At 49.3% G+C, this 12054-nt stretch carries 13 protein-coding genes; all 13 read right to left on the bottom strand.

Annotation, left to right across the window (positions count from 1 at the left end; translation table 11 throughout):
* Window positions 1-27: 27 nt before the first annotated feature.
* Window positions 28-822, bottom strand: coding sequence for a tail fiber protein (locus NNO04_RS21415; protein WP_271446377.1), 795 nt, complete (start codon window positions 820-822; stop codon window positions 28-30).
* A gap of 82 nt (window positions 823-904) precedes the next feature.
* Window positions 905-3733 carry a hypothetical protein gene (locus NNO04_RS21410; protein WP_271446376.1) on the bottom strand — a complete coding sequence of 943 codons (2829 nt, stop codon included), beginning with the start codon at window positions 3731-3733 and terminating at the stop codon, window positions 905-907.
* Entirely contained in the window at window positions 3730-5388 is a 1659-nt protein-coding gene (locus NNO04_RS21405) for a hypothetical protein (RefSeq protein WP_271446375.1), read from the bottom strand. The genes NNO04_RS21410 and NNO04_RS21405 overlap by 4 nt, the downstream gene beginning before the upstream one ends.
* Window positions 5389-5534: 146 nt before the next feature.
* Window positions 5535-6482: a hypothetical protein gene (locus NNO04_RS21400; protein ID WP_271446374.1), complete on the bottom strand. Its 948-nt coding sequence runs from the start codon at window positions 6480-6482 to the stop codon at window positions 5535-5537.
* Window positions 6483-6592: 110 nt separating this feature from the next.
* Entirely contained in the window at window positions 6593-7012 is a 420-nt protein-coding gene (locus NNO04_RS21395; protein WP_271446373.1) for a hypothetical protein, read from the bottom strand.
* The gene (locus NNO04_RS21390; RefSeq protein WP_271446372.1) at window positions 7012-7431 is read right to left on the bottom strand and encodes a GPW/gp25 family protein; all 420 of its coding nucleotides are present in this window, start codon (window positions 7429-7431) and stop codon (window positions 7012-7014) included. The genes NNO04_RS21395 and NNO04_RS21390 overlap by 1 nt, the downstream gene beginning before the upstream one ends.
* 13 nt (window positions 7432-7444) lie before the next feature.
* Window positions 7445-9052 carry a phage baseplate assembly protein V gene (locus tag NNO04_RS21385; protein WP_271446371.1) on the bottom strand — a complete coding sequence of 536 codons (1608 nt, stop codon included), beginning with the start codon at window positions 9050-9052 and terminating at the stop codon, window positions 7445-7447.
* On the bottom strand, window positions 9052-9717 hold the full coding sequence (locus NNO04_RS21380) for a CIS tube protein (RefSeq protein ID WP_271446378.1): 666 nt from the start codon (window positions 9715-9717) through the stop codon (window positions 9052-9054). The genes NNO04_RS21385 and NNO04_RS21380 overlap by 1 nt, the downstream gene beginning before the upstream one ends.
* Window positions 9718-9746: 29 nt before the next feature.
* The gene (locus NNO04_RS21375) at window positions 9747-9929 is read right to left on the bottom strand and encodes a DUF5908 family protein (protein ID WP_271446370.1); all 183 of its coding nucleotides are present in this window, start codon (window positions 9927-9929) and stop codon (window positions 9747-9749) included.
* Entirely contained in the window at window positions 9926-10231 is a 306-nt protein-coding gene (locus tag NNO04_RS22795; RefSeq protein WP_333909013.1) for a phage tail protein, read from the bottom strand. Before NNO04_RS22795 ends, NNO04_RS21375 begins: the two co-directional genes overlap by 4 nt.
* Window positions 10224-10397, bottom strand: a complete 174-nt coding sequence (locus NNO04_RS22790) for a hypothetical protein (protein ID WP_333909012.1) — start codon at window positions 10395-10397, stop codon at window positions 10224-10226. The genes NNO04_RS22795 and NNO04_RS22790 overlap by 8 nt, the downstream gene beginning before the upstream one ends.
* Window positions 10397-11599 carry a phage tail sheath family protein gene (locus NNO04_RS21365; protein WP_271446369.1) on the bottom strand — a complete coding sequence of 401 codons (1203 nt, stop codon included), beginning with the start codon at window positions 11597-11599 and terminating at the stop codon, window positions 10397-10399. Before NNO04_RS21365 ends, NNO04_RS22790 begins: the two co-directional genes overlap by 1 nt.
* 57 nt (window positions 11600-11656) lie before the next feature.
* Window positions 11657-12054: phage tail sheath C-terminal domain-containing protein (locus NNO04_RS21360; protein ID WP_271446368.1), on the bottom strand; the 398-nt coding region annotated here is incomplete at its 5' end.

Here is a 12054-nt window from a genome sequence, read left to right as displayed (position 1 = left end):
GGATGGAAAAATGTTATTCAATAAAGTTTATATTTTCATGATAAACATCAAAACATAATAAGGAACAACGACAGAAGTATCATGAGAGTGATTACTTTGGGTTAGGGCATGAGTATGCCCTCCACCACCACCTGCACTCTGGAAGATTATTGCCGATGTCGAATTACTGCTTTCGTTAAAAACCGCAGGAATACCAACGTCACCAGTTTCATTACATGTCATACTATCTTTCTTCATGAGATTACCATTATGATCATGTATCTCATGGGTATGAGCCGGAATCTCAGCGATTGTTAGTGCATGGTTATTAACAGATATATTTGCATTTGAACCTGCTGTCATTACTGAAAAGCCCTGAGAACCACTGCTTCCACTTACAACAGTAGATGTGTGTTCACCAGCCGTGTTCCCTGCCAGAATAAATCTGGCTATTAAGTTCGGCGTTCCATTATTCCCGTCACATAACGCCCATCCCTGTGGGATCGTTGTTCCAGAAAACATCATAATCATCCCTTTCGGGAAAATAACTGACTGGTCAATCCCGACCCCGCTGGCATCTACGGTAATCCCCGCACTGGCCTTTGGCAGAACAGAAAGTTTACCAATATTGGCGCTGTCCGTTGCCAACGTTAAACCAGCACCGACGCTATTTTCTGACTGATCGGCACTCTGCCCAATGGCTCTGCGTCCGCATTCAGCAATGTCAATCAATTCGCTAAAATCAGTATCCAGTGGGATACTTCCAGCGGTGAACTTATTCTTTAAGTCGGCAGTTTTTCCCCCGACAGAGGTCGTAGCTGTAACAGTACAATTTTCGCTCATTCTGGATTGCTCCTGCTTTATTTTATCTTCTTCTGGCGCAGCCGTTATTCAACTAATGCCAGCGCATTTATATCGGACATATTTATGCTGAGGGTGTATAACGTTGTGGCACGAAGAACAGACTGTTATCCACAATTACATCGAGATTCCATTCATTCCCACTTTCCCCAATAACTGCTTTTCGCTGATTGTCTGTCGCTATAATCATGTTGCCAATACCCACACGCACCAGAGGTAATATTCCTAACCCCAGTTGCCACAATAGTTGATACGTTGAGGTACTGGGTGCGGTTTGCTTATTTTGCCAGGCCGCATAATTGCGGGCGAAAGTGGTGAATGATTGCTGGCCGCCATTTTCTTCAAGCCAGTGGATAACCAGCGCGACGTGGGCAGGCAATTCCGCCTGTAAACACTGCTTTATCCATGTCTCCGTCATCGTTTGATCGCAATCAGCAGGCAGCATCGCTTTGTTTAACACCAGGCTCACCACAAAAGAAAAACGGTCAACCACACGCGTGTTATACCAGCGATAATTACTCGTATCTGACGGCGCGGGAAAATCATTTGTTTCCCCCTCAGCCTTGTCGACCGTCAGGGTTCCGGCAATACCATTAATACTGTTAACCACCGCACGCATTGACCATGCCTGACCATTAATTGGCTGAATAGCATCAATCAACAGAATGTCCCCTTTCCTCACAAGAGCCGGGAAAGGAAATTCAGCCGGAATGGTCAATGTAACCGGTGCGCGCGGAGGACTCGCAGCCCCGGCCGCATAGCTCAGCGGATATTGCACATCCTGTAACCAGACCTGACAATTCCGCCATGCAAGCTTCCCGCTGTTTTGAGCGGTTAAAACCTGCTGCAGATAAATTTGCAACTGGGGATTATCAGCGATAACCAGTGTAAAGGTATGACTGTCAGCATCCACTGAATTAACAATCAGCGCCTGTAAAATAAAATCACTGGTGTCGTTACTAATCCCCAATCCTCCTTGCAGCACAAAATTAACCAGTTGTCCGGTGTGCATTTCAGTCAGGTCGAGAGAGGTAGAGGAAGTTACTGTCAACAAAGTGCTATCTGCCGACACCGTTACCAACCTGGGTGCAGTGAGTGCGTCATAAAGCGGTGATGGTCGTTCTGGTAACAGTTCCCGGTGCTCGACCAGATAAAAAGGCAATTTGCTCATATCGACCGGTTCAACAAATAAGCTTTCCCCTAATCCCATCCGTGCGGCTACACGCTTTTGTAACGCCGACACCTGATCGATACGAATATTGTCGCGCTGATAGGTAAGCGTGGATATCTGCCCCAGATAATGCTGTTCAACGCTTAAATACTCATCCGATGAAGTATTTAGCATTCGCGATGCCCGGCCAGTACCAAAGTACCCCAGCAGGTAATTCAGCAACGCCAGTTCCTGTGCTTCATCATTTGCCTGTGCCGTAGTCTGGTCGACCAGGGCAGATTTGTATGCACTGTGCACCTGATCGCCTACACTACCCGTCGCATAAGGCCATTGCCCTCCCCATACCGTGCTGCCACTGCGCAGGAAAGAGAGCAATTGAGGTAGCAAAGCCAGTTGCTGACAGCCGTTGGCCATCGCCTGTTCAAACGGCAATAAAAACTGATAGAGCTGAGTCTGCGGTGAAGGGGCGGCGGGAAGTTGCTGCAGGCCATAGCAGACAGGCAACTTATCGCTGACTGGGTGATACTGAGCAGCATTGCGCGGTTGGCCATAAGGCAACACGACTGCAGGATTATTTTCTATTGCCCGCGGTGCAATATTCGCGGCAATGTCTTCTTTACTCGCAGTAACATAAGTTCCATCTGCGGTGATCAGCAGTATCGATTGTGAAATCTGGTTAAGGGGATCATCGCCCCATAATTGAGGATAACTGTTATTTGCACTCGTGGCCCAATCCCAGGAATGAGTAGTATATTCTTGCAATGAAATAATGCTTTTTACCCCATCAATTGCTACCCATAATTCAGCCAGCCCTACCAGGTCCACCGAAAGTTTTGTTGAATAATCCATATCAGGAGGTAATTCAGGTATCCAGCCATGGACCAGATAAGGTCCCTGATAAATATCTTCTGTCGCCACGCCCTGCGCGCTCAGCTCAGCAGTGCTCACATGCTGCGCTTGAGGCGATATATAATTCTCCGTGATGGTATAAATCTGAGCCAATACAGCCGAATAATTCTGAACGCCATCGGCAAGTTCAACGACAGCAACAGGATTTATCTCTTGTGGACCAGCCCAGATTTGTTTTGAAATCCTCTCCCCCAGATTACGGTGGTCAGTCAGGAAAGTATCGAGCACCGTTTGCGCATCACTCTGATGCAACTGCATCTCACGGGACGGTTCCAGATACAGTGCATAGTTACCGCGTAAAACAAACGACACAGGCTCTGAGCCGTCGGCAGGCTCCGGAACGACAAAACTGAATTGCTGATTGTCAGTGTTGTAGTAATAGCTGTAATCATACGCACTAACATCGGCAGATTTGTCGCTGTTCAGCGGAAGCAGTTGCACATTGCGAAACAGATAATAGCTTTCGCTACTGTCAGTGAGATCCAGTAACGCCCGACGATAATCCTCCGGGGTGACAGGGCTGCACGTCAGCGCGGTTTGCGGCCCAAAATCCTGTGGAAAAATGCCGTCACCGGCGGTTTGTTGCTCCAGTGGCGGTGTTAACAAATCAACCAGTGGTAGCGTATTCCTGTAGGCCAAATCCGATACGCTATAGCTGAAACCTTCCAGAAAGGTCACGCCAGGATCGTGCTCACCGGTATCGCTCCATACCTGGCCACCATACCGTTTTACTTTTTGTTCAGCCTGCGCGAACAGGGTGTCAAAATGAATGTCCTTTTTAATCAGCGGCAGCAATTTTGTCAGGTAAGTCATAACGCACCTCCAGCCTTGTTAAATCCGGTAAGAATCAGCACTTCGTTACGCCCGCCCTGCACTGACACCTTTCCACTATCCAGCGTCAGACTGTTGAGCTGTACCACCCAGGGTTGCTGCTGGATCCAGGCGATAATGCCGTAATAATCCAGCGTATTACCCAAAGTGACTCCGCTACTGCGCTCTGTAATCCAGGGCATATAACGCAGGGTTAGGCTTTCCTGTAATTGCCGGTAGCCATAATCCGCATTCACATTAAAGGAAACGTCATAGGCAATAGGGACATCCCGATAGCTCGGATTAATTAACTGAATATCGGCCCAGCCAGATGCGCGACTTTGCAGATAAGCTGACATCTCATTGAGATGTGCCTGGCTGAATAATGGACGCAATGCATCCTGGTTGTCTTTATAAGCATTCACTGGAATAACCAACAGTTGCTGAACGAGGGGGGCGGGCAGCTCGGTTAAAATATCCGTAGAGGGTAATGCCACATCAAAGACATTGCTGTAGCTCGCTTTCAGTAATTCCGTCATATCCTGCCAGGCGAGTGCGCGATCGCGGTGAGACAACCGTGCTGCTGTTCTTACTACAAACTGCGCAGATGTTTCAGCTGCCCGCCCACCCTCAGAAGGCCAGGGTTGAGTGACGCAGCTAATTTCATTTACCGGTGTATCCATTCGGGTAACGGTATTCTCCGGGAAAGGAAGCATGAAATGTGAACGGCTCGCGCTCTCAGGTGCATCCAGCGTAGCCGTCATGGCATTGGTTTCGAGCCCTTGCAGCCAGACATATCCGTTTTCAGTGGCTGTCTCTGAACCCAGCTCACCGTAGGGGCTGTTGAGAATTGCACGCAGCCAGTAACGACCTCCGGGCATCCGGGAAGCATGAGTTGCGATATCATGAGGCAGTGTGGCCGACCAGACCCCGCTGACCAGCAGTCCCTGAGTGTCATCAACTACGGTTGAAGCCAGCGAAGCCCAATTATTGTCCTGATTCAGATAGAACCAGTCCGGGTTTAGCGCCTGTGGGCTTTGTATTTGCCAGTACAGTGAAAGGGTTTCACCTGGCGTACCGTCGGTGAATCCCAGATAGAGGTACGACTTCGTCGTATCATCCATGGCGGCATCGGTGGCCTGATAGCCAAACGGCGTCAATATGTACTGGCTGAATGTACTGTCAGTCTGGGTGTAGCTGACTATCAGCCCGTTCATTTGCGGTGTGTATGGCGGGTTTAATGTTTTGCTCCCCGCCAGTTTTTGATATTCCTGATGACCAAAATCGCGTTCCGCCAGCTCCAGCCGTAACCATTGCTCCCCATCGCATGGGTCATTGGGCGTATCGCTCCCTCCCATAATTGATGGAGGTAATATGATAGTCAGTGTTGCGAGTTCAGGAGCATCGGTACCAGCAGCAAACATAGGCTGGAACTGAGCTTTGCTTTCATCACTCAAAGCAATCCTGCCCGTACCAGACATCAGCAGCGGCTGCAGCGTAAAATCGCTATTATCAGAAGGTACGCTGTCATATCCGGCATACCAGTCAGGAAAACCGACGTTTGGTAAGTCCACCCATTGCGGTGTCAGAGATAACTTAGTCGCGACACTGCGATTGCACCAGTCCGCCATCATCAAATTAAAGCCAACCCCCACCACTGGTGACGTCCCCAGTGGATAGCTGAGATTATCCAGCCGATTAACACCGTTATCGGTACTGTAGCTAATCCCTGCCGTCCCTACGCAACTAACAGTCAGTGATGTCAGAGCCGGAAGCGTGCTTCCGTCTGTTCTGCCAAGCTTAACTACCGGTGTATCCAGCGTGAGACCATCCAGTTCCAGCGGCGCACGATAGCCGGGGCATCCTCACTAAGGCGTAGCACCAGCGTTGTGGTATCGGTGGCAGGATCAGGTAAGGTTAAATCCAGCCATTGTCCACCGCTGCTGACCTGTGCAACCGAGATACTGGCGCTGTTAATATTGCTGGCCGAGGTGAGCGTAATCGTACGGTCTCCCGCAGTCATCGCTAACAGGGATGAAGCAACTAAACGCCCATTAACCACCGGTTGTTGACTTGTCTCAGGGTCAAACAAACGATACCCCTGCGTCGGCCAGGCTGATTTTTGCTGATCATATGCCACCCTGAATAATTGCCGATCATTAACCTTATCAATTGTGTCTGTCGGATCGGGTTGCACCCAGCATAAGTCACTAAATGTACTACGATTCACCAGGAGTGATTGATCCAGAGCATAGTGTAATGGTGTTCCGGCACTGTCTTGTCCACCATCAAACAATGTCCCGGCGGGGATAAAACATTCTCTGACGGTCGGTTTAAGTGTCAGACTTAATGCCACCTGGTCTGCCTGGGCCGCTTTTTCACTTCCTCCCAGTAAATCACGATAATAAAGTTCACGGTGAGCGGCGGGAAAAGTGTTCAGTAGCGTTCGCGGTGTTTTCAGTAATTGTAAAAACGCCAGCAGAAAGACCTGCTGAGGAAATAACTTACCATCGGCGCTATCCGTATTATCAAACAGCTGAGCCAGCGCAGCGGGTGTCAACGCTGTGTTACCCGGTGTCATTGGCATAAATAACAGGTCGGCCCAGGAATGTCCTGTGGTATCAAAAGGGATAATTGCTGCGTAGTCGTGGATCTGCTGTAGCAGGGTCTCATCACTACGATCGTCCAGAACAAAATGGCCCCTGGATATAAAATCGCCAAGCGTGTACATCAGGTCGTTCCGTTCAGCCATTCTCTTTTCTCCGCAAATTCAAGCATCGGCATCCCGCTCACCAGACAGACGACGAGATCCACCATTTACTACAAAAAATACCCGCAAAAAGTTTTAATAACCGCTTGCCACTATCCTGCTCTCACGAATACCTGCTGTGGGATAAAACAGCCTCGTCCCATACCCACAGCCATTCCGTCCGGGGTATAAGGCGCTTCACTCATTACCGCCGGGGAGGTCAGGGTAAAACGCGCGGTAAATTGTGTGCCCTGCAGAATCAGCGAGGTTTCGGCTGTAATACAGGGCGTCACCTGACTACCATCAAGCATTTCGATACTGACCATGCCACTCCCCGGGGTATAACCGGGAATGAAATACTGCGCTGCCCATTGCTGTTGACTTTCGTCGCCAGCAACGCACGCCTTGCGCCCCATAACGGTAATGGCTCCACTCCCACGAATAAACGCAGGCTCAACAAGTACAACCTGACGCGTACCAAACATGGGGCCAAATTGCACACCATCACCATCACAAATTATTGGATAGCTCATCAGAACTGCCCTCTTTGTGGATAATTGATATCCAGTACTCCAGATATTTTCTGCTCAATATCGCTACCGCGTAGACAATAAGAAATATCAATCAGTAATTGACTGCGATTATCCGGTGACTGCTGGAATATAACTTCTGTCAAATTGGCTCTTGGCTCATAGCGCAAAATGCTATCAACAATACGGGTTTCAATATCATTCATCAGATCGCTGTTAATATTTTCAAACATGACGTCATACAACGCACAACCGTAGTTATTTCGCATAATGCGCTCACCCGGTTCCGTGCTGAATAAAATACGCAAACTCTGTCTGATATCCTCTACGTCTTCTGCCATAACAACCCCCTCATCAAGATTAAATGAGGGAGGAAATGCCCAGCCGCGGCCATAAATTTTTGTCAAAACCTCGTTACTCATCTTTCCTCCTGATTCAGTTAGAAAGGCTTATCTTCGCCCCGGTGACAGAAACCCTATTTTTACCAGACAGCGCCGTCTTTTCTCCTTCAAGCGAGACGTCCCGTGCTTTGAGGGTAAGTAAGCTACTGCTCTCCAGCAAACCACCTTGTCCCAGGTTCAACTCGCCTTCGGGTGAGCGCAGAGCCACACTGTTGTCTACCGTATTGAACATCAGTTCACATTTTTGTCCGGCATGATTAACCACCAGAGTTTTCACCGTGTTCTCCTGACTCGGCATCACGGGGGCCGGGTTAAGCGGGTTATGCATGGACCCTATGATGACCGGGTAACAGGGATTTTCATCAAAGAAGCCAATCACCACTTCGTCACCCTCGTTAGGGTAAAAGCAAAAACCGCTCAGCGCACTGGCATAAGGTGTAGCCAGTCTCGCCCACAGCTCCTGATTGCTCTCACCTAACATCGGTATTTTAACCCGCAGGCGATTCATACCACTGGGGTCGCTCATAAACGCCGACACCACGCCAATATGCAACCCGCTGATACGTGGGATAATATTCATATCGCGTAATACTTCATTAACGCCAAGCGACAGCGTGGAGCGCCACCCGCTTTCTTTACTGATGCTCTGGCGGATGCCAGTAACAATTCCATAGCCATCCATAGTCGTGCCGTAACCTTCCAGCGCCAGCGTGTCGCCCAGCCGGTAATGTCCTCCTCCGTCAAGACGAAACTCGCCAGTGGCACGAGCCGCCTGCAAATTCATTAGCAAGCTATTGGCTAATTGAGCTGTCTGCTCCATTCCCAGCGGTGTACTGTAGTTAAATGCCCATGAGGTGAGGTTAAGGCAATGACCTGAGGTCGAATTAAATGCCTGATTTCCCATTGGGACAGGATGTGCCGGAAAGATATCGTTATTCTGAATCTGTGCATCCCAACTGGATACCGTCAGCGTTGCGGGTTGATATTGCTCACTAAAGCACCAGTGGCTATCCTCAATCAGCACATCCCCCTGAATATCACTGGTTCGCCTTCTTAGTGTATGTACTGGTACTGGAGAGAGAACGGGCGAAAAAATACTCACCCCTTCAGGTGCGGGGTATAGCCACACCCCATTGGCGTTCAGACGGCTTCGCAGAAACTGCCAGTCTGAGCAGCGACACTGCACCAGTTGATCGTGTAAAATATCCATCCCGGCAATCCCGGCTACAGGGATTGCTTCACCCAGAAACATATTGCCCGCCACCATAGCGTCTGTTTGCTGTTCGAACACCTGTGAACGATGTGTACCTTGTAAACGCTGCAAGTCATGGCGCAGCGTTAATACCATCTCAACGTATTCCCGGCGTATCTGTAATCGTTGTTCAACAACGACCCCACGAAAAATGAGTTGTCGCTCCTCTTTGTCCAGCAGTAACACATCCATGCGCTGACCCGCACCGCACAAGGTCAGTTCCTCTTCATAGACAGCGTCGCCCTGTCCCCCCTGTACTCGCGACAGTACGACACTGGCACCGGGAATCGCGTTAACTTTATGCTGCGTATCCAGCCTTTCAGGCTTGAATGCTACGAGTGGTTGCCGTGTTTCACCTGCCAGCAGGATAATTGAAGGTACTGGACGCATCAGGAGGTTGCTCCTTGCTCAACTGAAATCCGCAACACCTGGCCTGGTTCAATGGCATCCAGGGCATCCAGATTATTTTCTGACGCCACGGCAAGATAATCCGTTTTCCCGGCCAGAGAGTAACCTGCAGTGTCAACAATACTGGTGAGCGACGTAACGTCCGGCACTTTTACTACAACCGCCTCCGGAGACAACAATTGCTCTTCCGCGCCCTGTAGTTTCAGGCTACCGTCGGCTGTTAACTCCAGCGTCACCGTGGCCCGTAATGGGGTGGCATCGCGGGCAAATAAGGTATAGCGAATTGACAATCCACTAATACGACCGGAGAAATAACCGCGACCATTCCAGCGCATTTTTCCCCATTTCACCTGCAAATATCGTGGCTCACTCTGTGCTGGACTGACGTTGTAGCACAGCATCTTCAGGTCGGTTAATTGCTTATCAATAGACTTATGATTACCCGGCATTCGGGAATCCAGTAATAGCTCCAGTGATAATCCACCGGGGTGGGTCTGAACATAGCGGTTACTTTGCCGGGTGGTATTAATGAACAAATCAGGAACATACTCAGTTTGATAGCTTAGCGATACCGAATCTGGGTTATACATTACCGACAAACTGCCGGCTGGTTGTGTCATTTCCCGGTTACTGTAGGCGTAAATCATTAGCCGCGAGGGCTTATGCAGGAGTAAGCTCATGGTTTCCCCCACCCTTGTTCCTGTAATTGTTCAAGCACTCGCCGGGTTATCATGTCAACCAACTGCTCGTCCCGGTACCGGGTGACTTCAGGCATTTGAATCCGGGTAACAACTGGCTGAGAAGATGCGGAATCGGTGATTTTCGCCTGAATAATCAATTCCCTGATTTCTACGGTCATAAATTCACCCCCAGCGGGATCATGTCCTGATAACGCAGTTCCAGTGTGTTAATCAAAACGTTATTGCTGTTGGCATCCAGATCGCTTGTTTGCCAGCGAACAGGAATCGCTTTTGTAATTAACCAGTTCGTAAGTGGTAATGCATCTGCATTGAATACCGAGATAACGGCATTAAAATATGTCACATTACCGCTCAGCAACTGCCGGTTAAACATAATACTGAGTGGTGTCAGTAACATAACGCCCCGCTCAAGCACCAACGAACCATGCTGTACTTTTTCGGTAAAATAGCGATTACGCAGATTTTCCCCCCCCTTCGCTGTAGGCTGAGACCTGCACCTCCCGGCTTAAACCAGAAATACGCTGGAAACTGGCATCAAGTAAGCTCGGTACAGGAAAATGACCAAACCAGAAGGTGGCTGAAAAGCGATGGGAAACCGATGGTTGTACAAATGAAAAATCATCCATCACCGGGCTCCTTTATGAGTATGAATGCCCAATCGGGTATCAAAGGTCAGGCAGATCTGAATAAACTCGGCCGGATAAGTCACTGCCAGTCCTATATTCATGATCATTTTTCCTTGCCGAATATCCTCCTCAGTCATGGTTTCGTTTAAACCAATCTGAATATAAAACGCCTGTTGCTCTTCCTCACCATACAATCCCCCATCCAGCCACAACTCGCGCAGCCGGATATGTACCAACCCGCGAAATTTAATCCAGGTCAGTGCATTATTCGTTTCAAAAATAAAATTTTGACCAATGGTGCTGACCTCCGATTCAACCCAAGCAACCAGTCGCCGGATCTGCATATAAAGGTAAGGTGAAGATGTATCATTTGTCAGGGTTCGACAGCCCCATACACGGGTTCCTTTACCGGGAAAACTTCGTATGAGATTAAGAGAGGTTCCCGTACTCTGAAACAATCCTGAAGACTGTAACCATGATTGTGTTGGCTTCACCACCTGTGATAACGCCACATTAGCTGGTGCTTTCCAGACGCCGGACTGCTGGTCGGTCATTTCAATCACTGCCGCAATCGCACCTGAAGGCGGAACCGTTACTGGCGTCAGGTCGTCCAGTTGATAATCAGAGACCAGTCTTGGCCAGTAAGCAGCTCCCCACTCGATATCAGCAGGATTATTCGCCAGAAAATCCGCGACGCAGGCGAGTGCATGATCCGCTGCATCCGGTGTGTCAAACACCCCAAAGACACCATTTCTTGCCCGACAGATACTTAATAAAGCCAACCATGCCAGTGACCAGTTAGTACTGTCAGCATCAGGCAGTTGAACCATGTCCGGTAACGCCACTAAGGTAATGCTGTTTTCCTGTTGTACAGCAGTAATAATGCGGCTGTCCTGAAACGCTGTAATCAGTTGTTCAGGCGAAAGCGGCAGTACAGAGTCTGCACCGAGAGAAAGAACAAATCCCCCCTGCCCGCCATTATCAAAATAGTGTTGCACAGAATAATAAAGCACCGCCCCGGTCACAGAAGCGCCACCATACAGCGACTCATAGTCCGCCAAACTATTCACCGCAGATAATGAATACGCCGCTCCTTTTTGCGTATAACCAATAAACAGTGGTACTGCACTGGCTATATAATTATATTCTCCGGACAAGAGCTGTTCACTATAAGTAACATCCGGCTGGCTTAGCTCCATCATAAATGTGCTCCTGTTACATAACAGTAAAAATAGAGAGAAACTATTTTTACCATTTAGCTATGACGCCATATTCTGGGTGAATTGCAGAATAATAAACTCAGCCGGACGCGCCGCCGCAATACCAACGCTGGCAATCATTTGCCCCTGATTTATCTGCTCCTGCGTCATAGTGGTACCGAGGCCAATTTGCACGGAATAGGACTCCTCCGGCGTTGCTCCTGCCAGCGCACCCTGACGCCATAAGCCATACAGATAGTTTTCGATGGCATTGCTGGCCTTCTGCCAGGTCGGCTGGTTATTCGGTTCAAACACCAGCCCCTGCATGGCTCCTCTGATATCCCGCTCGGCGCTGTTAAACAGTCGTCGTACTGAGATATAGCGCCAGCTCAGGTCACTGTTTGTCTGCGTTCCTGCCAGTGTCCTCGCTCCCCACACCAGATATCCCCGGTCAGGGA

Origin of the sequence: Citrobacter sp. Awk 4 (assembly GCF_028069725.1) — a bacterium.
Classification (GTDB): domain Bacteria; phylum Pseudomonadota; class Gammaproteobacteria; order Enterobacterales; family Enterobacteriaceae; genus Citrobacter_D.
Note: the sequence above shows the minus strand (reverse complement) of the source record. Positions and strands in the feature narration are given on the sequence as shown.

Coding starts and splice junctions, on each gene's coding strand:
- NNO04_RS21380 (WP_271446378.1), bottom strand. CDS start 9,717: ATGATTTACGCCTACAGTAACCGGGAAATGACACAACCAGCCGGCAGT.
- NNO04_RS21410 (WP_271446376.1), bottom strand. CDS start 3,733: ATGACTTACCTGACAAAATTGCTGCCGCTGATTAAAAAGGACATTCAT.
- NNO04_RS22790 (WP_333909012.1), bottom strand. CDS start 10,397: ATGGATGATTTTTCATTTGTACAACCATCGGTTTCCCATCGCTTTTCA.
- NNO04_RS21365 (WP_271446369.1), bottom strand. CDS start 11,599: ATGATGGAGCTAAGCCAGCCGGATGTTACTTATAGTGAACAGCTCTTG.
- NNO04_RS21415 (WP_271446377.1), bottom strand. CDS start 822: ATGAGCGAAAATTGTACTGTTACAGCTACGACCTCTGTCGGGGGAAAA.
- NNO04_RS21400 (WP_271446374.1), bottom strand. CDS start 6,482: ATGGCTGAACGGAACGACCTGATGTACACGCTTGGCGATTTTATATCC.
- NNO04_RS21395 (WP_271446373.1), bottom strand. CDS start 7,012: ATGAGCTATCCAATAATTTGTGATGGTGATGGTGTGCAATTTGGCCCC.
- NNO04_RS21385 (WP_271446371.1), bottom strand. CDS start 9,052: ATGCGTCCAGTACCTTCAATTATCCTGCTGGCAGGTGAAACACGGCAA.
- NNO04_RS21390 (WP_271446372.1), bottom strand. CDS start 7,431: ATGAGTAACGAGGTTTTGACAAAAATTTATGGCCGCGGCTGGGCATTT.
- NNO04_RS21375 (WP_271446370.1), bottom strand. CDS start 9,929: ATGACCGTAGAAATCAGGGAATTGATTATTCAGGCGAAAATCACCGAT.